This window comes from Blattabacterium cuenoti (assembly GCF_014252395.1).
In the GTDB taxonomy this organism is placed as follows: domain Bacteria; phylum Bacteroidota; class Bacteroidia; order Flavobacteriales; family Blattabacteriaceae; genus Blattabacterium; species Blattabacterium cuenoti_AA.
In genome coordinates this window covers 347,784-373,012 of the sequence record NZ_CP059219.1, presented here as the reverse complement: position 1 = coordinate 373,012, position 25,229 = coordinate 347,784, and the positions used below count along the sequence as shown (strand labels likewise).

Below are 25,229 nucleotides of genomic sequence, written 5' to 3'. Positions count from 1 at the left end.
AATTTTTATATCCAATTAAGAATAATTTGTTTTTTTTCTAAATTAGTATCTACTAATTTTACTTTTATTTTATCTCCTAAATGATATATTTTTCTTTTTTTTTTACCAATTATACTATAATTATTTGAATTTAACGTATAAATATCTTCTTTAATATCACGTAATCTAACCATTCCTTCCGTTTGAAATAACAACAATTCTATATAAACACTCCAATCAGTAAAACCTGTAATAATTCCATAAAATTCTTTTCCTAAAAATTGTTTTAAAAATTTTACTTGCATATATTTTAAAAACTCTCTTTCTAATTCTATTCCTATACGTTCTTTATAACTACAATATTGAGATTGTTTTTCGTAAAAATCTATTGATTTAAATTTTGATTTTTTATTTTCTAAATAATAATATAACAAACGATGAGCTATTATATCTGAATATCTTCTTATTGGAGAAGTAAAATGAGTATAATGAATAAAAGATAACCCATAATGTCCTATATTTTTTGTAGAATATTTAGCTTTACTCATAGCACGAAGAATTAAATTCTCAATCATATTTTGTTCTGATTTTCCTTTAATTTTTTTTAATAAATTATTTATAGAATTTTTTATATCTTTTAAATTTAAAGAGTAACCTAAAGGTTCTACTATTTTTTTTAATAAAAAAATTTTTTGAAAATCAGGTTTATCGTGTACTCTATAAATGTAAGGAAATTCATTAAATGATTCTTTTTTTATTTGTAAACTTACAAATTCTGAAATTTTTTGATTAGCTAATAACATAAATTCTTCTATTAATTTATGAGCATCATTATTTTTTTTTAAATATAGAGAAATTGGATTATATTGTTTATCTAAATGAAATTTAATTTCAACTTTTTCTAGAAAAAGAGATCCATTTTTTAATCTTTTTTTAGATAATATTTTAGAAATATAAAATAAAGCATAAATATCTTCATAAAAAACTCCTTCTTTTTTATTTATAATTTTTTGAACTTCATCATATGTAAATCTTTTATTAGATCTTATTATTGTTTTACCAAACCAATTTTCTAATATTTCTCCTTTACTATTTATTTTAAAAATAAAAGAAAAACTTAATTTATCTTTTTTTGGTTCTAAAGAACAAAGATCATTAGACAATATTTTTGGAAGCATAGGAATTACTTTTCCTATAAGATATATAGAAGTTGCACGAAAGTACGCTTCTTTATCTAATAAACTTTCTTCCTTAATATAATGAGAAACATCAGAAATATGTATTCCTATTTCCCATATATTATAATTTAATTTTTTTATTGAAAGAGCATCATCAAAATCTTTTGCATTTATAGGATCTATAGTAAAGGTATTAGTATTACGCATATCTCTTCTTATACTATTTAAATCTAAATTTTGTTCTAAAAAAATTTTTTTAGCTTCATCTTCTACTTCTTTAGGAAATTTATCATATATTCCATATTCTTCTAATAAGGAAAAAATTTCTGTTTTATATTCTCCATAAGTTCCAAATACTTTGATTATTTTTCCTAAAGGATTTTTTGATTTTTTAGGCCATGATATTATTTTAACTAAAACTTTATCATTATGATGATATTTTTTTAGTTGATTAATTGGAATTAATACGTCAACATGAATATTATTATTAGTAACCAATCCATATTTATTCGTATTATTAGAATTATTATTAATTATTTTTAATATTCCAATAATATTTTCTATTTTTCTTTTAATTATTTTTATAACTATTCCTTCTATTTTTAATCCTTTATTTTTTTGAATTTTTATTTTTACTAAATCTCCTTCTAAAGCTTGATTTATTTTATTTTTTGGAATAAAAATATCTTTTTGAAATTCCTCTGCATTTACAAATGCATATCCATGACTAGTAATAGTAATGAATCCAGTAGTAAAATAATTATTTTTTTGAATTTTTTCACCAAAAAAATGCTTTTTTTTTCTTTTTTCTAATTTCATGATTAAAAAGAATATCTATACAAAGATAAAAATCTATAATCTACAAGATTTTGTATTAAAAAAAAGGATTCATATTTTTATTATGAAATTTAAATATTGGATAATATTTATTATATTTGCAATGATCCGTTTTTTTTACTATAAAAATAAAATAACTCTAAGATGACAGGTAAACGTATACTATATGTTACTTCAGATTTATTTCCTTTTTCTTCAGAAAATTTAATATCTTTATCGGTTTTAAAAGCTACTAAGTTTATGCAATCAATAGGAAACGATGTACGTATATTTATGCCTCGTTTTGGAGTAATAAATGAAAGGAGACATCAATTGCATGAGGTAATACGTTTATCAGGTATGAATTTAGTTATTAACGATATAGATCAACCTTTATTAATAAAAGTAGCATCTATTCCTGATGCAAGATTACAGGTTTATTTTATAGATAATGAAGAATACTTTAAAAGAAAGGCAATAGATAAAGACGAAAATGGTTTATTTTTTCATGATAATGATGAAAGAGCATTATTTTTTACAAAAGGGGTTTTAGAAACTGTAAAAAAATTAAATTGGAAACCTGATCTTATTCATGTATATGGATGGATTAGTTCTTTTATTCCTTTATATATAAAAAATTTTTATAAAAATGATCCTATATATCAAAGTTCTAAAATAGTAACATCTATTTATAATAATATTTTTAAAGGTAATTTAAATAAAAACGTTATAGAAAAAATAAAACTTGATGGTATTAAATCTAGAAAATTAAAACTGTTAGATACTCCAAATTATTTTAATTTGATAAAATTATGTATATATTTTTCAGATGCTATAATAAAAGGAGATTATTCTTTTCCTAAAGATATAGAAGATTTTATAAAAATAACAAAATTATTAGTATTAAAATATTATCCTGTAGAAAAGATAGAAACCGTTTATCAACAATTTTATAAAGAAACTGTTTTAGAACAAATAAATTAAAATTAAAAATTTCTAATTCTATCAGTTAGAATGTGTGGTATAATTGGTTATTTGGGTTATAGAGAAGCTTATCCTATTCTCATTAACGGATTGAAAAAATTGGAATATAGAGGGTATGATAGTTCAGGTATAGCTATTTTTTATAAAAATGGATTTTTTTTGTGTAAAACAAAAGGAAGAGTTTCTGAATTAGAAAAAAAAATATTTTCATATAAAATTAAAATAAAAGGAACAATTGGTATAGGACATACAAGATGGGCAACACATGGAATTCCAGATGATATAAATGCTCATCCTCATGTATCTAATTCTAATGAACTCATTATGATTCATAATGGAATCATAGAAAATTATCATAAAATTAAAATTTTTTTACTTAAAAATGGTTTTACTTTTGTAAGTAAAACTGATACAGAAGTTCTTGTAAACTTAATAGAATATATTAAAAAAAAAAATAAGTTATCTTTAGAAGAATCTGTTAGAATTTCATTAAATGAAATAGTAGGGGCTTATTCTATAGCTATAGTAGAAAAATCAAATCCAGAAACAATTATAATAGCAAAATTGGGAAGTCCTCTTGCTTTAGGTATTAATGAAAAAGAATTTTTTATTGCCTCTGATCCTATATCTTTTATTAATTATACTAATAATACACTTTATTTAAAAGATGGAGAAATGGCTATTCTTAAAAAGAATAAAGAATTGGATCTTAGAAAAATTATAAATAATCATAAACTTAATCCAATTATAAAAAAACTTAAAATTAACCTAAAAGAAATAGAAAAAGGAGAATATAAATATTTTATGTTGAAAGAGATATATGAACAACCAAAAACAATTTTGGATACTCTTCGTGGTAGATTATTAATTCCAAAAGGAATTATTTGTATTGATGGAATTGAATCTAATAAAGATATTTTTATTAATGCTAAAAGCATAACTATATTGGCATGTGGTACTTCATGGCATTCAGGTTTAATTGGAGAATATTTATTAGAAAAATTAACTCGTATTCCAGTGGAAGTAGAATATGCTTCAGAATTTAGATATAAAAATCCTATTTTAGAAAAAAAAGATATCATTATTGTTATATCTCAATCTGGAGAAACAGCAGATACTTTAGCAGCTTTAAAATTAGCAAAAAAAAAAGGTGCTTTTGTTTTTGGAATTTGTAATGTAGTGGGGTCTTCTATTGCAAGAAATGTAGATGCAGGAGTTTATACTCATGCAGGACCTGAAATAGGTGTAGCTTCTACAAAAGCTTTTACTGCACAAATTATAATATTAGTTTTAATAGCATTGAAAATAGGAAAGTATAGATTTACTATAAATAATAATTTTTATCAATCTTTTTGTAAAGAATTAGGATCTATTTCAGAAAAAGTAAATAATACTTTAAAAGTATATAATTCTATAAAAATAATAGCAAAAAAATATTTTAATGTAAATAATTTTCTCTATTTAGGAAGAGGTATTAATTTTCCAGTAGCTTTAGAAGGAGCTTTAAAACTAAAAGAAATATCTTATATACATGCAGAAGGTTATCCAGCAGCAGAAATGAAACATGGACCTATAGCTTTGATTGATGAAAATATGCCTGTAGTTATTATTGCAACAAAAAAAGGTTGTTATGAAAAAATAATAGGAAATATTCAGGAAATTAAAGCTAGAAAAGGTAAAATTATAGCAATAGTAAATGAAGGAGATATTCAAATAAATACATTAGCAGATTTTACTATAAAAGTACCATATATTATTGAAGAGTTAAGTCCATTAATTACTGTTATTCCTCTTCAATTATTAGCTTATCAAATAGCATGCATACGTGGAGAAAATGTAGATCAACCAAGAAATTTAGCAAAATCTGTAACAGTAGAATAAAAATTATATTATTTTATTAAAATATTAATATTATGTTTTTTATTATTTTCTAATAAAAAAATTTTTTTTTGAAAAAAAATTAATTCTTTTTTATTTGGTTCATATATTTTGTTTTTGTTTTCATCATTAAAACAAAGTAATGAATATTTTCCTTTTCTTATGTAAGAAATTTTGTATTTTTTATTTATCAAATCTATTAAAGCAATATAATTTGGTTTTTGTATAGTATGGTTTAAATTATATAATATTATGGCTATATTTTTTTTAATTTTAAATTTAGAATTTATTATACCTTTTATATGTATTGAGTCTATAAATGATCCAGTAGAAAAAGTAAATATAAAATAAGGAAGAATATTTTCTTCTCTATCATCTTTTATACAATTATTAAAACAAATACTATAAGTAGTATTTGTCATTAATTTTTCTTTAAATTTGATAGTTATATATTCTTTAGGTAAAGAACTAGGATAAAAAATAATATGTTTTTGTAAATAAAATGGATTTATAATAATATGATCTATATCTTTTAATGTAACTTTTTCATTAAAAAATATTTTAATATATTTTAAATCTTTTTTAATAAAAGTTGAAAAATTATTTGGAACAGAATATAAAAATATTGGTGTATTTATATCTTTTTTACCACCGGTTAGAGGTTCATAATTAGCACAGGATAATAATAATAAAAAAAAAATTAGTTTATTCAATATTTTTTAATTTTTTATATATTTATCTAAAGCCATTGCCATAGATGGAAATTCTGGTGTTGGAACTTTTATATCTATTTTTAATCCTGCTTTGTAAGCTGCATCTAAAGTATTTTTTCCAAAAGTAGCAATTTTTATATTATTTTGATCAAAATTTGGAAAATTTTCAAATAAAGATTTAATTTCTGCTGGACTAAAGAAAACTAAAATATCATAACATATATGTTTTAAATCAGATAAATCACTATAAGTGGTTTTATATAAAATACCTCTTTTCCAAAAAATATTTAATTTATTTAACATATTTGGAATTTCTTGTTGTAATATATCTGAAGAAGGCAAAAAAAATTTTTCTATTGAATGTTTTTTGATATAAGGTAATATATCTTTAAATGATTTTTTACCAATATGAATTTTTCTTTTTCTATAAGTAATATACTTTTGTAAATAGTAAGCTATAGTTTTAGTTTGACAAACATATTTCATAGAAATTGGAACTTTAAAACGCATAGATTCTGCTAATCTAAAATAATGATCTACAGATTTTTTACTTATAAAAAGAACTACAGTAAAATCAGAAAAATTTATTTTTTGTTTTCGTATATCACTAGATGATGCTCCTTTTATTTCTATAAAAGATCTAAAATCTATTTTTACATTTTTATTTTTACTAAGTTCTAAATATGGAGAATTATAACTTATAGGAAGAGGTTGTGAAATAAGAATATTATTTATTTTCATCCTTATATTATTCTTTTTATTATGTTTTAAATTTGCAAATTATATAAAAATTAATATAAAAAATATAATTTAAAAAAAAAGGCACAGAGCGGAATTGAACCGCTATAAAAGGTTTTGCAGACCTCTGCCTATCCATTCGGCCACAGTGCCAAAAAATTCAATAATCATCTAAAATTACACAAACTCTATCTATACTATTTTGTAATGGAGGATTTTCTTTACAAATTTTTATTTTTGTATGTTTTGGTTTTTTCAATTTTTGAATTCTTTTAATTATTCTTTGAGCTAAATGTTCTATTAATTTAGAATTAATACACATTTCTTCTTTTACTATATGATATAAATCTACATAATCAATAGTTTTTGATAAATCATCATTAACAGATGCTTCATAAAAATCTAATTCAATTTCTACACTTATAGAATAATAAGATCCTACATATTTTTCTTTTGGCATACATCCATGAAATCCAAATAATTTTATATTTTCCAGAATAATCTTCCCCATTATTTTTTAGTTATTTTATAACGTTTTTATAATTTTTTTCTACTTTATTCCAATTAATTATTTTCCAAAAAGAAGATATATAATCTATACGACGATTTTGATATTGAAGATAATAAGCATGTTCCCAAACATCCAATCCTAATATGGGAATACCGTCACATCCTATACTATACATAAGAGGATTATCTTGATTTGTTGTAGAACAAATAGTTAATTTTTTATTTTTTTGAACACATAACCAAGTCCAACCAGAACCAAAACAATTAATTGCAATAGTAGAAAATTTTTCTTTAAAATTTTCAAAAGATTTAAAATTTTCTTTAATTATTTCACTAAAATCTTTACTTGGAAGAATAAATTTTGAAGGAGTAATTAATATTTCCCAAAACATATTATGATTATAAAATCCTCCACTATTATTTCGTATCATTAAAGTTTCGATATGAGCTCTTTTAAGTATTTCTTCTATAGAAATATTTGTCATATCTGTTTCATAGATAGCTTTATTTAAATTATTAGTATAAGTAGCATGATGTTTACTATAATGTATTTCCATAGTTTTTCTATCTATATAAGGTTCAAAATCTTTATAAGAAAAAGATAATTTTGGAAGTTTAAATGACATAATTGTTATATATTAATAATAACAAATATAATTAATTTCATTATTTTATATTATTTCTTTTATTCCAGGTAATATTTCTCCTTTTAAACTTTCCAACATTGCCCCTCCACCAGTAGATAAATAACTAATTTTTTTATCTAAACCTTCCATTTTTAAAGCAGCAATAGTATCTCCTCCACCAACTAAAGAAAAAGCTCCTTTTTTAGTTGTTTCTACTATAATTTTTGCAATAGATTTAGTACCTAAAGAAAAATTAGATAATTCAAATACTCCTACAGGACCATTCCATAAAATAGTTTTTGATTTTTCTATAATTTTGCTAAAATATTTAATAGAATTAGGACCTAAATCTAATCCCATCCATTCATTTGGAATAGAATTAATAGGAACAATTTTAGTTTTTGTTTTATTATCATAATATTTTGCTATTAAAATATCTTTTGGAAGATGTAATCTATTATTACTATTTTGATATTTATCAAGTATATTTTTTAATGTTTTTTCTATATTTTTATCATTTTCAATAATAGAATTACCTATTTTACCTCCTTTTATTTTAATAAAAGGATAAGACATACCCCCACCTATTAATAAATGATTAGAAAAATTAATAAGATTTTCAATAACTTTTATTTTAGAAATTATTTTTGCTCCACCCAATAAAATTGTAATAGGTTTATTTCCTGTTCCTGATATAAATTTATTTAAAAATTGTATTTCTTTTTTCATAAGTAATCCTATACATTTTTTTTTTCCAAAAAATTTTGGAAGTACAGTGGTAGAAGTATGTAATCTATGAGAAACTCCAAATGCATCATTAACATAAATATCTCCATATTTTGATAATTCAAAAGCAAAATTTTCATTTCTTTCTTCTTCTTCTTTATAAAAACGAATATTTTCTAATAATAGAATTTCTCCATTTTTTAATTCATTTACTTTTTTATTTGTTTCTTCTCCAATACAGGATTTACTAAAATTAATAGGAACTTTTAATTTTTTATATAAATAAGGAACTAAAAATTTTAAGGAAAAATTTTTATCATATTTTTTTTTTGGTCTTCCAAAATGAGAAATAAGAATTATTTTTCCATTTTCAGAAAGAATTTTTTTTATAGTAGGAATACTATATTGAATACGTGTATCATCTGTTATGATATGTTGTTTATTTACAGGAACATTATAATCTACTCTTAGTAGAGCTGTTTTATTTTTAAAATTAAAATCATTAACAGTTTTTATCCTATTCATACATCATTATTTATTAAATTTTATTAAATTTACAATGTTCTAATTAGTTTTTAATATGCTAATAGCAATAGGATCTGATCATACAGGTTTTTTTCACAAAAATATAATAAATATTTTTTTAAAAGAAAAAGGATATAAAATAAAAGATTTTGGACTTTATGAAGAAGAACATATAAATAAAGTGGATTATCCAGATTTTATTCATCCTACAGCTAATTTTGTAGAAAAAGGAAAAGCTGATTTTGGAATTGTTATATGTGGTAGTGGAAATGGAGCTGCTATGATTGCTAATAAATATCAAAAAATACGAGCTGCTTTAGTATGGAATAAAGAAATAGCAATTTTAGCAAGAAAACATAATAATGCAAATATTATTAGTTTACCTGCTAGATTTATAAATCTAGAAAAAGTTATAGAAATAATAGATGTTTTTTTTAAAACAAATTTTGAAGGAGGAAGACATAAAATAAGAATTAAAAAAATACCTATTATTTTTAATCCTCAGTAGCTCAGTTGGTTAGAGCATCTGACTGTTAATCAGAGGGTCGCTGGTTCGAATCCAGCCTGAGGAGTTTTAAAATTAATTATTATAAATAAAGTTGTAAACTAAATTATAAACTTTTTGTTTTATTTTAAATAAATCCGTATTTAATAAAATTAAATCAAAAAAATGAGCATAACTCATTTCTTTTTTAGCTTTATTTAAACGTATATTTATTTTATGTAAATTTTCAGAATTTCTATAAAAAAGTCTTTTTTTTAAAATTTTCATAGAATCTACTGTTATAAATATAGATAAAGAATTAGTATATTTTTTTTTTAAATTTAATGCTCCTTTTATATCTACATCAAATAAAATATGTTTATTAGAATTTAAAATATTATATATTTCATTTTTTAAAGTTCCATAAAATAATTTAGGATAAACTTCTTCCCATTCTGCAAACTTAGATTCTTTTATTTTAGTAATAAAAGTTTCCAAAGATATAAAATAATAATCTTTTCCATGTTTTTCATTTTTTCTAATTATACGATTTGTACATGATACAGAGAATTTTAATTCTGGTATTTTTGATAGTAAAAAATGTGAAATAGTTGTTTTTCCAGATCCTGAAGGTCCTGATAAAATGATTATTTTACCTTTTTTCATTATTAATTAATTTCCTAACTTTGAATAAATGGAAAATTAAATTTTTATATAATGAAATTAGGAATAGTAGGAGTTACAGGTATGGTAGGACGTGTAATGATAGATATTTTAGAAAAAAGAAATTTTCCATTAGATAAGTTATATCTTTCTGCTTCTGATAAATCTATAGGAAAAACATTCCTATTTAAAGGAAAAGAACATAAAATTATTAGTATTTATGATTTTTTTTCAAAAAAACCAAATATTGTTTTATTTTCAGCAGGATCAGATTTTTCAAAAAAATGGGCTCCTAAATTTGCAAAAATAGGATCTAAAGTTATAGATAATTCTTCTGCATGGAGAATGGATATTAATAAAAAATTGATTGTACCTGAAATAAATTCTTCTTTTTTAGAAAAAGAAGATAAAATTATTGCTAATCCAAATTGCTCAACTATACAATTAGTAATGGTATTATATCCTTTACATTTAAAATATCATATAAAAAGAATTATTGTATCTACTTATCAATCAGTAACAGGTACTGGAATGAAAGCTTTGAATCAATTAAAAAAAGAAAAACAAGGTGTTTCATTATCTTATGATAAAACAACATATCCACATCCTATATATCAAAATGTTTTACCTCATTGTGATTCTTTTACAAAAGGAGGTTATACTATAGAAGAAATGAAATTAATAAATGAAACAAAAAAAATAATAAATGATGAAAATATAGCTATTACAGCAACATCCGCTCGTGTACCTGTTATAGGAGGTCATTCAGAAAGTGTAAATATAACATTTAGTAAAAAACCAAATATTAAGCATATATATAAAATATTATCAAAAACAAAAGGTATTATAGTACAAGATAATCCAGAAAAAAATATATATCCTATGCCATTATATGCACATCATAAAGATGAAATTTTTGTTGGAAGAATACGAGAAGATTTATCTTATAAAAATTCTATAAATATATGGATAGTAGCAGATAATCTTAGAAAAGGAGCTGCTACAAATACTGTTCAAATTGCAGAATACTTAATAAATAAAAAATATATTTAATTATTTTTCAATAATTATGGTATATTCTCCTAATATTTTTTTATTATTTTCATAATATAAAATTATTTCTTTTATTTTTCCTCTTAATATATTTTGATAAATTTTAGATATTTCTTTACATATAACTATATTTTTTTCTAATCCCCAAAAATTTTTTATATCATTTAATGTTTGTAATAATCTATGAGGAGATTCATATAATATAATAGTTCTATTTTCTTTAGATAAGATTTCTAATTTTTTATTTCTTTTTTTTTTTGGTAAAAATCCAATAAAAGTAAATTCATCAGATGGAAATCCAGAATTTACTAAAGCTGGAATTAAAGCTGTAGCACCAGGTAAACATTCTATAGAAATAGAAGCATCTATACAATATTTAATAAGTAAAAAACCTGGATCTGATATACTTGGAGTTCCAGCATTAGATATTAATGCTAATTTTTTACCTTTTTTTATTTCTTTTATAAAAAAAGGTATTATTTTGTGTTCATTGTATATATGATATTTATTTATATGATTTTTAATGTTATAAAAATTTAATAATCTTTTAGATATTTTATAATTTTCTACTAAAATTAAATCTACTTCTTTTAAAATTCTTATACTTCTAATAGTAAAATCTTCTAAATTACCTATAGGAGTTGGTACTATATATAGCATTATATTTTTATATAATTTTTAATTTATTTATAAAATAAATAACTTATAATTAATTATATCAATTCTGATAAATCAAAAATTTTTAAAATTATATAAAATATTTGATATACTTTTTTCTTAAAAAAATTTCATCATTATATTAATAAAATAAATAATAGAATAATAATTATTTTATTCATAACAAAATTAATTAGTTAATATATTTTAAAATAGTTAATGATGATGAAATAAATAATAATGAAAGGTAAACAATATATATTTAGAAGTCATTTAGTTTCTGGAGATATTATATTTAAATATGATTTAAATGGTTTTTTAAGAGAAATTATTTTTCCTGAAAAACTTTCTTTATCACATTATATATGGATTGGTAAATATTTACCTTATAATGAATCTATTATAAATAAAATGAAAAATTCTAGAGCATCTTTTTCTATAGAAGAAATACCAACTGATTTATCTTTTAATCGTTTTTGGATTGATTATAGATATAAAGTAGGTAAAAAAAAAATGGCTGAAAATATATGGAATAAAATGACTTTATCTGATAGAATTAAAGCTTTATCCTATATTCCTAAATATTTAGATCATATTAGACGAACAGGACATGATCAAGCTTATCCTACAACATATTTAAATCAAAGATATTTTGATATTTAATAATTATTTATTAATTTTTTTTCTATTATTAATAATAATATCAATTGCTTGTTCCAAGTTAAATGATTTTGAATTAAAAAAAATTTCTTCTTCTATTGGAAAAAATTTATTTTTATGTTTAATATAAATATTATATTTATTTATTTTTAATAAAATATTTTCTTTTTCAAAAGTACCTATAATTTTAGGTAAATCAATAATTTTTAAAGCTTTTTGAAGAGAAATTGTATCTATTTTTTGACTATTTAATAAAGGAAAAAATTTAGGTTTATCTTTATCTTGAAATTCTCCTATTTGAATAATAGGACCAAATTTAGCTATTTTTGCAAAAATTTTTCTATTTGAAATAGGGTCTATTCCAAGAAAACGATTTTTATTAATTTTTTTTACATATTTTTTTACATATTCTATTTTTTTATAAAATTCATTATAAAAATCTTCAAGTATTTTTGTCCAAGAAATTTCACCTTTAGCTATATCATCAAATTTTTTTTCTAAACTTGCAGTAAAATCATAATCTACTATTTTTTGAAAATTTTTTTGCAAAAAATCAGTAGTTAAAATTCCCATTTCTGTAGGAATAAATTTATTTTTTTCTATTTCAATAATTTTTTCATCTGTTTTAGTAATAATATTTTTTTTAAGAAGAAAAATTTCTTGTGTTTTTATTTTTTGAGATTTTTTTTTCAAACAAACATAATTTCTTCTTTGAATAGTAGAAATTATAGGGACATAAGTAGAAGGTCTTCCTATTCCTAATTTTTCTAGATTTTTTACTAAAGTAGCTTCATTATATCTATATATATTATTTTTAATAATTTGTTTTGCTATAATTTTTTCTATTTTTAAAATAGAATTTTTTTTATTAATATTTTCTGGTATATTTTTTTCTTCTTTTTTTTTATTTGTAATTTTTGTAAATCCATCAAATAAAAAAATTTTTTTTGTACATATAAAAAAATTTTCTATATGAGAAGATTTAATATAAAAAATTTTTTTTTCAATTGTAGCATCAGTCATTTGACCTATAATAGTTCGTTCCCATATAAGTTTATAAAGACGTTTTTGAAAAATATCTAGAGATTTGTAATAATCTTTATTAAAGAAAATAATTGTAGGACGAATGGCTTCATGTGCTTCTTGAGAAAAATTTTTTTTATAATTAGAAAAATTTCTATAAAAAAAATATTTTTTACCATATAAAGAAAGTATATAATTTTTTATTTCATATAAAATATCTTTTGATAAATTTATACTATCTGTTCTAGTATATGTAATATATCCTTTTTCATATAATTTTTGAGATAAAAACATCGTTTTTGATATAGAATAATTTAGCTTATTGCAAGCTTCTTGTTGTAAAGAAGATGTTGTAAATGGAGGAGGAGGTGTTTTTTTTTCTTGTTTAACAAGAATTTTTTCTATTTTAAAAGATGAATTAATACATAATGATAAAATTTTTTTTATTTCTTTTTTATCCTCTATTTTTTTTTCTAATTTAGCATTAAAAATTATTTTTTTATTTATAAAAGTTGCAGTTATTTGATAAACTGGAGTAGGAATAAAATTTTGTATTTTTTCTTCTCGTTCTACTATAAGTTTTACTACAGCTGATTGAACTCTTCCTGCAGAAAGTCCTGTTTTAACTTTTTTCCATAAAATGGGAGATAGTTTAAATCCTACTAATCTATCTAAAATTCTTCTTGCTTGTTGAGCATAAACTAAATTATAATTAATTAATCTTGGATTTTCAATAGCATTAAAAATTGCTTTTTTTGTAATTTCATGAAAAACTATTCTTCTATATTTTTCACTAGGAATATTAAAAATTTTATAAATTTGATAAGCTATTGCTTCTCCTTCACGATCTTCATCAGAGGCTAACCATATAATTTGATAATCTTTTATTAATATTTTAAAATTTTGAACAATTTTTTTTTTATTAGGTAATATGGTATAATTAGGTTTAAAATTTTCTTTAATTTTTACTCCTATTTCTTTTTCTGGAAGATCTACAAGATGTCCATTACTAGATACTACATAATAATTTTTTCCAAGAAATGTTTGTATAGTATTTGCTTTAATAGGAGATTCTACAATTACTAAATTTTTTTTCATTTAAATTTTTACTTTTATTGATTTCTTTCAACAATAAAATTTGCCATTATTTTTAAAGTTTTTTTTATTTCATTTTTTGGATAAAAATCCAATATTTTTATTGCTTCATCACGAAATTTTATCATTTTTTTAGTAGCATATTCTAATCCTCCATATTTTTTAACAAAATTTATTATTTCATATTTTTTTTTTTCATCATAATTTTTTATAAAATATAATATCCATTTTTTATCTTTTTTAGAAGCTTTTTCAAGAGCATGAATAAGAGGTAATGTTATTTTTTTTTCTTTTAAATCTATTCCTGTAGGTTTACCTGTAAAATTTTGACTATCATAATCAAATAAATCATCTTTAATTTGAAATGCTATACCTATAAAAATTCCAAATTGTCTCATTTTTAATACTGTTTTTTTATCTGTATTAACAGAAAGAGCTCCACATTCACAAGAAGCTGCAATTAAACTTGCAGTTTTATGATAAATTATTTGATTATAAATTTTTTCGGTAATATCTAAATTTTTAGATTTTTCTATTTGTAATAATTCTACTTCACTCATATTTTTAATAGTTTTACAAATAATTTGTAAGAGATCATAATAATTATTATTTGTAGCTAATAAAAGACTTTTAGAAAGTAAATAATCTCCTGCTAAAACAGCTATTTTATTTTTCCATATAGCATTAATAGAAAAAGAACCACGACGAAGATTACTATTATCTATAACATCATCATGAATAAGTGTAGCAGTATGAATTAATTCTATTAAACAAGCTGTATGATATGTTTTTTTTTGTATTGTACCTAACATTTTAGCTATTAAAAAAACAAATATAGGACGTATTAATTTTCCTTTTCTATGAGTAATATAATGAGTAATTTTATCTATCAAAGTAACATTACTTTTTATTATATTAATAAATTGTTTTTCAAATTTTTGAATTTCTTTTTTTATAGGAATTTTTATTTTTTCTAAAATTATTTTCATAAAATTAATAAAGAGATAAAAAAATTTATAATTTTAATTTTATAAAATAAGCATAGCATCTCCATAAGAATAAAATCTATATTTTTCTTGTATTGCTATTTTATAAGCTTTCATTATTATATCAAAACCAGCAAATGCTGCTGTCATCATTAATAATGTTGATTTAGGCATATGAAAATTTGTAATCATAGAATTAGCTATATTAAAATGATAAGGAGGAAATATAAATTTATTAGTCCATCCTAAAAAAGGATTTAAATTTTTATTAGAAGAAACTGAGCTTTCTATAGCTCTCATAGAAGAAGTTCCCACAGCACAAATTCTTTTTTTTTTTTCTATTGTTTTATTTATTATATCACATGTTTTGTTATTAATAAAACATTTTTCGGAATCCATTTTATGTTTTGATATATCTTCTACTTCTACAGGTAAAAAACTTCCTAATCCTAAATGTAAAGTTATTTCTACTATATTAATACCTTTTATTTCTAATTTTTTCAATAAATGTTTTGAAAAATGTAATCCTGCTGTTGGAGCAGCTACTGATCCTTCTTCTTTAGCATATACAGTTTGATAACGTTTTTTATCATTTTTTTCTGGTTGTCTATTAATATATTTAGGTAAAGGAGTTTTTCCTATTTCTTTTATTTTTTTAATAAGATCTTTATGAGTTCCATTAAAATGAAGTTGTAAAATTCTTCCTCTAGAAGTAGTATTATCTATAACTTCACCTGTTAATCCATATTCAAAATTTAATTTATTTCCTACTCTTACTTTTCTTGCAGGATCTACTAATACATCCCAAGTTCTATCATTTGAATCTAATTCTCTAAGTAAAAAAACTTCTATTTTTGCTTCTGTTTTTTCTTTATTTCCAAATAATCTTGCAGGAAAAACTTTAGTATTATTAACTATAATAGTATCTCCTTCTTCAAAATAAATAGGTAAATCTTTAAATAATTTATGTTCAAATTTTTTACTTTTTCTATGAATTACCATTAATTTGGATTCATCTCTTTCTTGAGAAGGAAATTTAGCAAGAAGATTTAAAGGAGATATAAAATCAAAATCTGAAGTTCTCATAGGAAATATTTTTTTCACACTATTTGCATAAAATTAGGTTATTTTTTTTTCAACAAAAAAATATATATATATTTATTATTAAGTATTTTAAAAAAAAAATGTATAATTGTATTCATTTTCTATTGTTCTTTGCATAAAAATGCTTCTAGACCTGGTTTAATATTAATTAATAAGGTTTTACGTATTTTTGATATTAATTTTATAACAACGGAGAGTTTGATCCTGGCTCAGGATGAACGCTAGCGGCGGGCTTAACACATGCAAGTCGAGGGGCAACATAAAATCTATTAGATTTTGATGGCGACCGGCGTACGGGTGCGTAACACGTACGTAACCTACCTTTTGCTAGAAGATAGCCTGAGGAAACTCGGATTAATATTCTATAATATAATTAAATCGCATGATTTTTTTATTAAAGTAGAAATACGGCAAAAGATGGGCGTGCGTCCGATTAGTTAGTTGGTAAGATAAAAGCTTACCAAGACAATGATCGGTAGGGGGCCTGAGAGGGTGATCCCCCACACTGGTACTGAGATACGGACCAGACTCCTACGGGAGGCAGCAGTGAGGAATATTGGTCAATGGAGGAAACTCTGAACCAGCCACGCCGCGTGCAGGAAGAATGCCTTACGGGTTGTAAACTGCTTTTGTTTAGGAATAAAGATTCTTACGTGATAAGAATTGTGAATGTACTATACGAATAAGTGTCGGCAAACTCCGTGCCAGCAGCCGCGGTAATACGGAGGACACAAGCGTTATCCGGATTTATTGGGTTTAAAGGGTGCGTAGGCGGTTTATTAAGTCAGTAGTGAAATATTACAGCTTAACTGTTAAAATGGCTATTGATACTGATAGACTTGAGTGAGATTGGAGTAATTGGAATGTGTGGTGTAGCGGTGAAATGCATAGATATCACACAGAACACCGATCGCGAAAGCAGATTACTAAATCTATACTGACGCTGAGGCACGAAAGCGTGGGGAGCAAACAGGATTAGATACCCTGGTAGTCCACGCCGTAAACGATGATCACTAGTTGTTGGATTTTTTCAGTGACTAAGCGAAAGTGATAAGTGATCCACCTGGGGAGTACGGCCGCAAGGCTGAAACTCAAAGGAATTGACGGGGGCCCGCACAAGCGGTGGAGCATGTGGTTTAATTCGATGATACGCGAGGAACCTTACCAAGGTTTAAATGTGCTACGAATAAATTAGAAATAGTTTAGTCTTCGGACGGAGTACAAGATGCTGCATGGTTGTCGTCAGCTCGTGCCGTGAGGTGTTGGGTTAAGTCCCTCAACGAGCGCAACCCTTGTTGTTAGTTGCCAGCGAGTAAAGTCGGGGACTCTAACAAGACTGCCGACGTAAGTCGAGAGGAAGGTGAGGACGACGTCAAATCATCACGGCTCTTATACCTTGGGCTACACACGTGCTACAATGGTCGGTACAAAGGGTGCTACTGGGCAATCAGATGCTAATCTCTAAAAACCGATCTCAGTTCGGATTGGAGTCTGCAACTCGACTCTATGAAGTTGGAATCGCTAGTAATCGCATATCAGCCATGATGCGGTGAATACGTTCCCGGGCCTTGTACACACCGCCCGTCAAGCCATGGAAGTCGGGGATACCTGAAATCGGTGACCATAAAAGGAGCTGCTTAAGGTAAAATCGATAACTGGGGCTAAGTCGTAACAAGGTAGCCGTACCGGAAGGTGCGGCTGGAACATCTCTTTTTTAGAGTATTTTTCTTATTAATTTCTAAATTAAATTTAGGCTAGAAGCTTTTTTTAATATAAAAATTAGTGATTAGTTGAGATTGATGAATTCAGTCTCGTAGCTCAGGCGGTTAGAGCGCTACACTGATAATGTAGAGGTCCGCGGTTCAATTCCGCGCGAGACTATTACAAATTACAATGAAGGGGAATTAGCTCAGTTGGCTAGAGCGCCTGCTTTGCACGCAGGAGGTCATCGGTTCGACTCCGATATTCTCCATCTTATAAAGAAGTTCTTTGACATATATAATATACAAATTGAGGTAAGAATAATAAAATAAAAAGCTAATAAAGGGCGTATGGTGGATGCCTTGGCTCTGAGAGGCGAAGAAGGACGTGATAAGCTGCGATAAGCTACGGGTATTGGCACATACAAATTAATCCGTAGATTTCCGAATGGGGAAACCTATCATTAATTATGATATTACTTTTTAAGTAAAGCAAACCTAGAGAACTGAAACATCTAAGTATCTAGAGGAAAAAAAAACAAATAGTGATTCTGTTAGTAGTGGCGAGCGAAAATGGAAAAGCCTAAACCATTATAGTCTAGGCTATAATGGGGTTGTAGGTCTACAATATATAGATTATTTTTTTATAGCTGAATAGTTTGGAAAAACTAATCATAGAAGGTGATAATCCTGTATGTAAAATAAAAAAATGACTTAGTAGTAACCTGAGTAAGACGGGACACGGGAAATCTTGTCTGAATCTACCGGGACCATCCGGTAAGGCTAAATACTCCTCAGAGACCGATAGTGAACTAGTACCGTGAGGGAAAGGTGAAAAGTACTTCGAATAGAAGGGTGAAATAGATCCTGAAACCATACGCTTACAAGCTGTCGGAGCCTTTTAATAAGGTGACGTCGTGCCTTTTGCATAATGAACCTATGAGTTAATTTTTCCGGCAAGGTTAAATAGTTTAGCTATGGAGCCGTAGCGAAAGCGAGTCTGAATAGGGCGAAATAGTCGGAGGAATTAGACGCGAAACCGAGTGATCTATCCATGAGCAGGTTGAAGCTGTGGTAACACATAGTGGAGGACCGAACCGGTTGACGTTGAAAAGTCTTCGGATGACTTGTGGATAGGGGTGAAAGGCCAATCAAACTCGGAGATAGCTCGTACTCCCCGAAATGCATTTAGGTGCAGCATCGTGTTAAGTAATACAGAGGTAGAGCACTGATTGGATGAAGGGGTTTCACCACCTACTAATTCCTGATAAACTCCGAATGCTGTTATTATGTTTCACGGTAGTGAGGGCATGGGTGCTAAGGTCCATGTCCAAGAGGGAAACAACCCAGACCATCAGTTAAGGCCCCTAAGTATATATTAAGTTGTATAAACGAAGTTTAGTTACTCAGACAGCTAGGATGTTAGCTTGGAAGCAGCTATTCATTTAAAGAGTGCGTAACAGCTCACTAGTCGAGTGACTAAGCATGGATAATAATCGGGCATAAATATATCGCCGAAACTATGGGATTGATTAAAATCAATCGGTAGGGGAGCATTGTAATGGCGTAGAAGCTATATTGTAAGATTTAGTGGAGCTATTACAAAAGAAAATGTAGGTATAAGTAACGATAATGCGGGTAAAAAACCTGCACACCGAAAAACTAAGGTTTCCTCAGCTATGTTAATCAGCTGAGGGTTAGTCGGTTCCTAAAATAAAATCGAAAGGTGTAATTGATGGAAAACCGGTTAATATTCCGGTACTTACTTTTATTGCGATAGGGGGGACGGAGTAATGAAACTGTCGCGTACGAATGGAAATGTACGTTGAAATAGTTAGGTATAAAATATATTGTAAAATACGTATATTTTGCTGATCTATGATAGTACCATAAACCTTCGGGCGAGTGGATAGTACAGGTAAGAACTTCCAAGAAAAGCCTCTAAGCTTCAGATAAAAGTAATCCGTACTAAAACCGACACAGGTAGTTGAGGAGAGAATCCTAAGGTGCTCGAGTGATTCACGGCTAAGGAACTAGGCAAAATGAACCTGTAACTTCGGGAGAAAGGTAGCCTTCTTAACAGAAGGCCGCAGCGAAGAGATCCAGGCGACTGTTTATCAAAAACATAGGACTCTGCTAAATTGAAAAATGATGTATAGGGTCTGACACCTGCCCAGTACTGGAAGGTTAAAGAAAAAGGTAAGCTTCGGCAAAGCTTTTAACTGAAGCCCCAGTAAACGGCGGCCGTAACTATAACGGTCCTAAGGTAGCGAAATTCCTTGTCGGGTAAGTTCCGACCTGCACGAATGGTGTAACGATCTGGAAACTGTCTCAGCCGTGAGCTCGGTGAAATTGTAATATCGGTGAAGATGCCGATTACTCGCAATGGGACGAAAAGACCCTGTGAACCTTTACTATAGCTTCGTATTGATTTCGATTAAGAAATGTGTAGGATAGGTGGGAAACTTTGAAGCATTATCGCCAGGTAATGTGGAGTTAACCTTGAAATACCACCCTTTTTTTAGTTGAAATCTAACTCAATTAAAAAAATTGAGGACATTGCGTGGTGGGTAGTTTGACTGGGGTGGTCGCCTCCAAAAAAGTAACGGAGGCTCCCAAAGGTACCCTCAACACGTTTGGTAATCGTGTGTAGAGTGTAATGGCATAAGGGTGCTTGACTGTGAGACTTACAAGTCGATCAGGTACGAAAGTAGGGCATAGTGATCCGGTGGTTCCGTATGGAAGGGCCATCGCTCAAAGGATAAAAGGTACTCCGGGGATAACAGGCTAGTCTCCCCCAAGAGCTCACATCGACGGGGAGGTTCGGCACCTCGATGTCGGCTCGTCACATCCTGGGGCTGAAGAAGGTCCCAAGGGTTGGGCTGTTCGCCCATTAAAGTGGCACGCGAGCTGGGTTCAGAACGTCGTGAGACAGTTCGGTCTCTATCTATTGCGAGCGTTAGAAGCTTGAGTGGACCTGATTCTAGTACGAGAGGACCGAATTGGACGAACCTCTGGTGCATCAGTTGTGTCGCCAGATGCATTGCTGAGTAGCTACGTTCGGAAGAGATAAGCACTGAAAGCATATAAGTGCGAAACTCACCACAAGATTAGGCTTCTTTTAAGGGTCGTTGGAGATGACAACGTTGATAGGCTATAAGTGTAAAGGCAGTAATGTCATAGCTAAGTAGTACTAATTACCCGTAGGCTTTTATTATTATTCTTGTCCTCATGTATATTATAAATTATATATTATATTGGGTGGTTATAGCAATGTGGTTCCACCTCTTACCATTCCGAACAGAGAAGTGAAACACATTAGCGCTGATGGTACTGGTTTTTCCGGGAGAGTAAGTCGCTGCCCAATTTTTTTATTAAAATTATTATAATAAACTTTCAAATAAAATTATTATAATAAACTTTCAAAATATAAATCTCTATTTTTTGTATCTGCACGAAGAATACTTTCGCTTCTATAATAATAAAGACTTTTTAAACCTATTTTCCAAGCTTCAATATGTACTTTATTAATATATTTAGCAGGAGTATTTTGATGAAAAGCAAGGTTAATACTTTGTCCTTGATCAATATATTTTTGTCGTATACTAGCTTGTTTTATTAATTCCAATTGATTAATTTCTTTAAAACATCTAAAAACATTTTTTTGTTTTTCATTAAGAGCTGTTAATCCAAGACAAGAACCTTTTTCATTAGCTATTTGTTCCCAAATTTCTGGAAGATTATATCCACTTTCTATGAGTATTTTTTCTAAATAAGGATTCTTTCTAATATGCATTCCTTTTGCATCATCATCTACATATATATTTGCAGCTAACGGTTCTACACCTTGAGAAAGTCCTCCTGCTAGTTTTGCAGAACTCCTATTAGGAGCTATAGCCATTAAAGTTAAATTTCTTCTACCCGTTCCTATATTCCACTCAGATTCTCCATATTCTTTAGCTAAATATTTAGTAGCTTTTTGAGATTCTAATTGAATATTTCTAAATATATTATGAGTTAATATTCTAGATTTAACAGATATAAAAGGAATCATATTTTCTTGTAAATAAGAATGCCATCCTAATGCACCTAAACCTAATGCTCTACTTTTTTCAGCAAAACGTACAGCATCTTCTATTCCTCTTATATTTTGACCTTTATCAATAAATTCTTGTAAAACTGCGTCTAAAAATAAAATAGCATAAAAAACAGTTTTTGTATTTTTCCATTCTACATATTTATATAAATTAAGAGAAGAAAGACAACAAACAAGAGTATGACTTTCATCTGTTGGTAACATGATTTCAGAACAAAGATTACTATGATGTATTTTTAATCCATGTTTTTTCCAATTATCTGGAATATTTTCATTAGCATTATCTTTAAAAAAAAGATATGGTTCTCCTGTTTTAACTCGTTCTTTAAGAGTATTTATCCATAATGTTCTTTCTTTACTATTTTCTTTTAAAACTTTTTCCATAAAAGAATTAGATATTATAGTTCCTTGATGAACATTATGACATTGACGATTAATATCTCCTTTAGGTTCTCTTATTTTTAAAAATTCTGGATATTCTTTATGCTCTATATTTAAATAAATAGCTACTGCACCTCTTCGTGTTCTTCCTTGTTTACTAGCTACAATAGCACTATCATATGATTTAATAAAAGGAATAATTCCATCAGATATACCTAAAGTTCCATTCTTTATAGAACTACCTATAGGTCTAATTAAACTAAAATCATATGATGTCCCTCCACCATGTTTACTTAACATAGCCATTTCCAAATTTTTTCTATATATTTCATACATACTATCTCCAATTCTTCCTGAAAAACAACTAATAGGTAATCCTTTTTCTGTTCCAAGATTTACCATAACTGGAGTAGAAGGGATTAACCAGCCTTTCCAAAGAATTGAGAAAAATTCTTCTTCTATTTTAGGTTTTTTTAAAATTTTTGCAGCGTTTTTTGCTAACCTTTTATATGCTTCAAAAGGATTTTCTTTATCTAATAAGTATCCACCTTTAATTGTAGTCAAATATAATTCATTATTAGCCCAAACAGGAAAATCCTTACCAACTTTCCATCCTTCTTTTTCTGCAATAGAGTGTGTTTCCATTTTTATTTTATTGGAGATGACAACGTTGATAGGCTATAAGTGTAAAGGCAGTAATGTCATAGCTAAGTAGTACTAATTACCCGTAGGCTTTTATTATTATTCTTGTCCTCATGTATATTATAAATTATATATTATATTGGGTGGTTATAGCAATGTGGTTCCACCTCTTACCATTCCGAACAGAGAAGTGAAACACATTAGCGCTGATGGTACTGGTTTTTCCGGGAGAGTAAGTCGCTGCCCAATTTTTTTATTAAAATTATTATAATAAACTTTCAAATAAAATTATTATAATAAACTTTCAAAATATAAATCTCTATTTTTTGTATCTGCACGAAGAATACTTTCGCTTCTATAATAATAAAGACTTTTTAAACCTATTTTCCAAGCTTCAATATGTACTTTATTAATATATTTAGCAGGAGTATTTTGATGAAAAGCAAGGTTAATACTTTGTCCTTGATCAATATATTTTTGTCGTATACTAGCTTGTTTTATTAATTCCAATTGATTAATTTCTTTAAAACATCTAAAAACATTTTTTTGTTTTTCATTAAGAGCTGTTAATCCAAGACAAGAACCTTTTTCATTAGCTATTTGTTCCCAAATTTCTGGAAGATTATATCCACTTTCTATGAGTATTTTTTCTAAATAAGGATTCTTTCTAATATGCATTCCTTTTGCATCATCATCTACATATATATTTGCAGCTAACGGTTCTACACCTTGAGAAAGTCCTCCTGCTAGTTTTGCAGAACTCCTATTAGGAGCTATAGCCATTAAAGTTAAATTTCTTCTACCCGTTCCTATATTCCACTCAGATTCTCCATATTCTTTAGCTAAATATTTAGTAGCTTTTTGAGATTCTAATTGAATATTTCTAAATATATTATGAGTTAATATTCTAGATTTAACAGATATAAAAGGAATCATATTTTCTTGTAAATAAGAATGCCATCCTAATGCACCTAAACCTAATGCTCTACTTTTTTCAGCAAAACGTACAGCATCTTCTATTCCTCTTATATTTTGACCTTTATCAATAAATTCTTGTAAAACTGCGTCTAAAAATAAAATAGCATAAAAAACAGTTTTTGTATTTTTCCATTCTACATATTTATATAAATTAAGAGAAGAAAGACAACAAACAAGAGTATGACTTTCATCTGTTGGTAACATGATTTCAGAACAAAGATTACTATGATGTATTTTTAATCCATGTTTTTTCCAATTATCTGGAATATTTTCATTAGCATTATCTTTAAAAAAAAGATATGGTTCTCCTGTTTTAACTCGTTCTTTAAGAGTATTTATCCATAATGTTCTTTCTTTACTATTTTCTTTTAAAACTTTTTCCATAAAAGAATTAGATATTATAGTTCCTTGATGAACATTATGACATTGACGATTAATATCTCCTTTAGGTTCTCTTATTTTTAAAAATTCTGGATATTCTTTATGCTCTATATTTAAATAAATAGCTACTGCACCTCTTCGTGTTCTTCCTTGTTTACTAGCTACAATAGCACTATCATATGATTTAATAAAAGGAATAATTCCATCAGATATACCTAAAGTTCCATTCTTTATAGAACTACCTATAGGTCTAATTAAACTAAAATCATATGATGTCCCTCCACCATGTTTACTTAACATAGCCATTTCCAAATTTTTTCTATATATTTCATACATACTATCTCCAATTCTTCCTGAAAAACAACTAATAGGTAATCCTTTTTCTGTTCCAAGATTTACCATAACTGGAGTAGAAGGGATTAACCAGCCTTTCCAAAGAATTGAGAAAAATTCTTCTTCTATTTTAGGTTTTTTTAAAATTTTTGCAGCGTTTTTTGCTAACCTTTTATATGCTTCAAAAGGATTTTCTTTATCTAATAAGTATCCACCTTTAATTGTAGTCAAATATAATTCATTATTAGCCCAAACAGGAAAATCCTTACCAACTTTCCATCCTTCTTTTTCTGCAATAGAGTGTGTTTCCATTTTTATTT

General features: G+C 26.3%; 18 protein-coding genes, 4 tRNA genes and 4 rRNA genes. 12 read left to right on the top strand and 14 right to left on the bottom strand.

Annotated elements, in window-relative coordinates:
• Positions 1 to 5: 5 nt before the first annotated feature.
• Entirely contained in the window at positions 6 to 1,976 is a 1,971-nt protein-coding gene (rnr, locus tag H0H36_RS01770) for a ribonuclease R (protein WP_185869390.1), read from the bottom strand.
• A 162-nt stretch (positions 1,977 to 2,138) separates the two neighbouring features.
• Between rnr and H0H36_RS01765 the strand changes: the two genes are divergently transcribed.
• Positions 2,139 to 2,957, top strand: coding sequence for a glycogen/starch synthase (locus tag H0H36_RS01765; protein WP_185869389.1), 819 nt, complete (start codon positions 2,139 to 2,141; stop codon positions 2,955 to 2,957).
• 30 nt (positions 2,958 to 2,987) lie between these two features.
• Positions 2,988 to 4,838 carry a glutamine--fructose-6-phosphate transaminase (isomerizing) gene (gene glmS, locus H0H36_RS01760; RefSeq protein WP_185869388.1) on the top strand — a complete coding sequence of 617 codons (1,851 nt, stop codon included), beginning with the start codon at positions 2,988 to 2,990 and terminating at the stop codon, positions 4,836 to 4,838.
• Between the two features lie 8 nt (positions 4,839 to 4,846).
• On the opposite strand, the gene H0H36_RS01755 is transcribed toward glmS, so the two are convergent.
• The 6 genes from H0H36_RS01755 to H0H36_RS01730 form a co-directional block, all read right to left on the bottom strand.
• Positions 4,847 to 5,548, bottom strand: coding sequence for an Ig-like domain-containing protein (locus H0H36_RS01755; protein WP_185869387.1), 702 nt, complete (start codon positions 5,546 to 5,548; stop codon positions 4,847 to 4,849).
• A gap of 6 nt (positions 5,549 to 5,554) precedes the next feature.
• Positions 5,555 to 6,289, bottom strand: coding sequence for a uroporphyrinogen-III synthase (locus tag H0H36_RS01750; protein ID WP_185869386.1), 735 nt, complete (start codon positions 6,287 to 6,289; stop codon positions 5,555 to 5,557).
• Between the two features lie 79 nt (positions 6,290 to 6,368).
• Positions 6,369 to 6,439, bottom strand: a tRNA-Cys gene (locus tag H0H36_RS01745).
• A 7-nt stretch (positions 6,440 to 6,446) separates the two neighbouring features.
• Entirely contained in the window at positions 6,447 to 6,797 is a 351-nt protein-coding gene (gene folB / locus H0H36_RS01740; RefSeq protein ID WP_185869385.1) for a dihydroneopterin aldolase, read from the bottom strand.
• A gap of 10 nt (positions 6,798 to 6,807) precedes the next feature.
• On the bottom strand, positions 6,808 to 7,422 hold the full coding sequence (locus tag H0H36_RS01735) for a superoxide dismutase (RefSeq protein WP_185869384.1): 615 nt from the start codon (positions 7,420 to 7,422) through the stop codon (positions 6,808 to 6,810).
• Between the two features lie 45 nt (positions 7,423 to 7,467).
• Positions 7,468 to 8,673, bottom strand: coding sequence for a phosphoglycerate kinase (locus H0H36_RS01730; protein ID WP_185869383.1), 1,206 nt, complete (start codon positions 8,671 to 8,673; stop codon positions 7,468 to 7,470).
• A 55-nt stretch (positions 8,674 to 8,728) separates the two neighbouring features.
• Between H0H36_RS01730 and H0H36_RS01725 the strand changes: the two genes are divergently transcribed.
• Positions 8,729 to 9,181 (top strand): RpiB/LacA/LacB family sugar-phosphate isomerase, encoded by a 453-nt coding sequence (locus H0H36_RS01725; RefSeq protein ID WP_185869382.1) that lies wholly within the window; start codon positions 8,729 to 8,731, stop codon positions 9,179 to 9,181.
• Positions 9,172 to 9,245: transfer RNA gene (locus H0H36_RS01720), tRNA-Asn, on the top strand. The genes H0H36_RS01725 and H0H36_RS01720 overlap by 10 nt, the downstream gene beginning before the upstream one ends.
• 8 nt (positions 9,246 to 9,253) lie before the next feature.
• Here H0H36_RS01720 and gmk read toward each other — a convergent pair.
• Positions 9,254 to 9,823 (bottom strand): guanylate kinase, encoded by a 570-nt coding sequence (gene gmk / locus H0H36_RS01715; protein WP_185869381.1) that lies wholly within the window; start codon positions 9,821 to 9,823, stop codon positions 9,254 to 9,256.
• A 51-nt stretch (positions 9,824 to 9,874) separates the two neighbouring features.
• On the opposite strand from gmk, the gene asd reads away from it, so the two are divergent.
• Positions 9,875 to 10,873, top strand: coding sequence for an aspartate-semialdehyde dehydrogenase (gene asd / locus H0H36_RS01710; protein WP_185869380.1), 999 nt, complete (start codon positions 9,875 to 9,877; stop codon positions 10,871 to 10,873).
• Here asd and rsmI read toward each other — a convergent pair whose 3' ends face one another.
• On the bottom strand, positions 10,874 to 11,533 hold the full coding sequence (rsmI, locus tag H0H36_RS01705; protein WP_185869379.1) for a 16S rRNA (cytidine(1402)-2'-O)-methyltransferase: 660 nt from the start codon (positions 11,531 to 11,533) through the stop codon (positions 10,874 to 10,876).
• A gap of 237 nt (positions 11,534 to 11,770) precedes the next feature.
• Between rsmI and H0H36_RS01700 the strand changes: the two genes are divergently transcribed.
• Positions 11,771 to 12,193, top strand: a complete 423-nt coding sequence (locus tag H0H36_RS01700; RefSeq protein WP_185869378.1) for a hypothetical protein — start codon at positions 11,771 to 11,773, stop codon at positions 12,191 to 12,193.
• A gap of 3 nt (positions 12,194 to 12,196) precedes the next feature.
• On the opposite strand, the gene topA is transcribed toward H0H36_RS01700, so the two are convergent.
• From topA to queA, 3 genes are read right to left on the bottom strand one after another with little or no spacing between them, the layout of a single operon-like run.
• Positions 12,197 to 14,311, bottom strand: coding sequence for a type I DNA topoisomerase (topA, locus tag H0H36_RS01695; RefSeq protein ID WP_185869377.1), 2,115 nt, complete (start codon positions 14,309 to 14,311; stop codon positions 12,197 to 12,199).
• 14 nt (positions 14,312 to 14,325) lie between these two features.
• A complete protein-coding gene (locus tag H0H36_RS01690; RefSeq protein ID WP_185869376.1) occupies positions 14,326 to 15,297 on the bottom strand; it encodes a polyprenyl synthetase family protein in 972 nt (323 codons plus the stop codon).
• Between the two features lie 39 nt (positions 15,298 to 15,336).
• Entirely contained in the window at positions 15,337 to 16,380 is a 1,044-nt protein-coding gene (gene queA, locus H0H36_RS01685) for a tRNA preQ1(34) S-adenosylmethionine ribosyltransferase-isomerase QueA (RefSeq protein WP_185869903.1), read from the bottom strand.
• Between the two features lie 204 nt (positions 16,381 to 16,584).
• Here queA and H0H36_RS01680 point away from each other — a divergent pair.
• The 5 genes from H0H36_RS01680 (at position 16,585) to rrf (H0H36_RS01660) (ending at position 21,465) form a co-directional block, all read left to right on the top strand.
• A 16S ribosomal RNA gene (locus H0H36_RS01680) occupies positions 16,585 to 18,112 on the top strand.
• Positions 18,113 to 18,205: 93 nt separating this feature from the next.
• A tRNA-Ile gene (locus H0H36_RS01675) sits at positions 18,206 to 18,279 on the top strand.
• Positions 18,280 to 18,296: 17 nt separating this feature from the next.
• A tRNA-Ala gene (locus H0H36_RS01670) sits at positions 18,297 to 18,370 on the top strand.
• 58 nt (positions 18,371 to 18,428) lie between these two features.
• Positions 18,429 to 21,315 (top strand): 23S ribosomal RNA (locus tag H0H36_RS01665).
• Positions 21,316 to 21,355: 40 nt separating this feature from the next.
• Positions 21,356 to 21,465 (top strand): 5S ribosomal RNA (gene rrf / locus H0H36_RS01660).
• 42 nt (positions 21,466 to 21,507) lie between these two features.
• On the opposite strand, the gene H0H36_RS01655 is transcribed toward rrf (H0H36_RS01660), so the two are convergent.
• Positions 21,508 to 23,220, bottom strand: a complete 1,713-nt coding sequence (locus H0H36_RS01655; protein ID WP_185869375.1) for a ribonucleoside-diphosphate reductase subunit alpha — start codon at positions 23,218 to 23,220, stop codon at positions 21,508 to 21,510.
• Between the two features lie 136 nt (positions 23,221 to 23,356).
• On the opposite strand from H0H36_RS01655, the gene rrf (H0H36_RS01650) reads away from it, so the two are divergent.
• Positions 23,357 to 23,466 (top strand): 5S ribosomal RNA (rrf, locus tag H0H36_RS01650).
• Together the 16S, 23S and 5S rRNA genes with 2 tRNA genes alongside form the textbook arrangement of a ribosomal RNA operon.
• A 42-nt stretch (positions 23,467 to 23,508) precedes the next feature.
• Here the strand turns inward: rrf (H0H36_RS01650) and H0H36_RS01645 are convergent.
• Entirely contained in the window at positions 23,509 to 25,221 is a 1,713-nt protein-coding gene (locus H0H36_RS01645; RefSeq protein WP_185869375.1) for a ribonucleoside-diphosphate reductase subunit alpha, read from the bottom strand.
• Between the last annotated feature and the right edge of the window lie 8 nt (positions 25,222 to 25,229).

Excerpts from the sequence above, each read along its gene's own strand:
- rnr (WP_185869390.1), bottom strand. The coding sequence starts at position 1,976 with ATGAAATTAGAAAAAAGAAAAAAAAAGCATTTTTTTGGTGAAAAAATT.
- H0H36_RS01765 (WP_185869389.1), top strand. The coding sequence starts at position 2,139 with ATGACAGGTAAACGTATACTATATGTTACTTCAGATTTATTTCCTTTT.
- glmS (WP_185869388.1), top strand. The coding sequence starts at position 2,988 with ATGTGTGGTATAATTGGTTATTTGGGTTATAGAGAAGCTTATCCTATT.
- H0H36_RS01750 (WP_185869386.1), bottom strand. The coding sequence starts at position 6,289 with ATGAAAATAAATAATATTCTTATTTCACAACCTCTTCCTATAAGTTAT.
- folB (WP_185869385.1), bottom strand. The coding sequence starts at position 6,797 with ATGGGGAAGATTATTCTGGAAAATATAAAATTATTTGGATTTCATGGA.
- H0H36_RS01735 (WP_185869384.1), bottom strand. The coding sequence starts at position 7,422 with ATGTCATTTAAACTTCCAAAATTATCTTTTTCTTATAAAGATTTTGAA.
- H0H36_RS01730 (WP_185869383.1), bottom strand. The coding sequence starts at position 8,673 with ATGAATAGGATAAAAACTGTTAATGATTTTAATTTTAAAAATAAAACA.
- H0H36_RS01725 (WP_185869382.1), top strand. The coding sequence starts at position 8,729 with ATGCTAATAGCAATAGGATCTGATCATACAGGTTTTTTTCACAAAAAT.
- gmk (WP_185869381.1), bottom strand. The coding sequence starts at position 9,823 with ATGAAAAAAGGTAAAATAATCATTTTATCAGGACCTTCAGGATCTGGA.
- asd (WP_185869380.1), top strand. The coding sequence starts at position 9,875 with ATGAAATTAGGAATAGTAGGAGTTACAGGTATGGTAGGACGTGTAATG.
- rsmI (WP_185869379.1), bottom strand. The coding sequence starts at position 11,533 with ATGCTATATATAGTACCAACTCCTATAGGTAATTTAGAAGATTTTACT.
- H0H36_RS01700 (WP_185869378.1), top strand. The coding sequence starts at position 11,771 with ATGAAAGGTAAACAATATATATTTAGAAGTCATTTAGTTTCTGGAGAT.
- topA (WP_185869377.1), bottom strand. The coding sequence starts at position 14,311 with ATGAAAAAAAATTTAGTAATTGTAGAATCTCCTATTAAAGCAAATACT.
- H0H36_RS01690 (WP_185869376.1), bottom strand. The coding sequence starts at position 15,297 with ATGAAAATAATTTTAGAAAAAATAAAAATTCCTATAAAAAAAGAAATT.
- queA (WP_185869903.1), bottom strand. The coding sequence starts at position 16,380 with ATGAGAACTTCAGATTTTGATTTTATATCTCCTTTAAATCTTCTTGCT.
- H0H36_RS01655 (WP_185869375.1), bottom strand. The coding sequence starts at position 23,220 with ATGGAAACACACTCTATTGCAGAAAAAGAAGGATGGAAAGTTGGTAAG.
- H0H36_RS01645 (WP_185869375.1), bottom strand. The coding sequence starts at position 25,221 with ATGGAAACACACTCTATTGCAGAAAAAGAAGGATGGAAAGTTGGTAAG.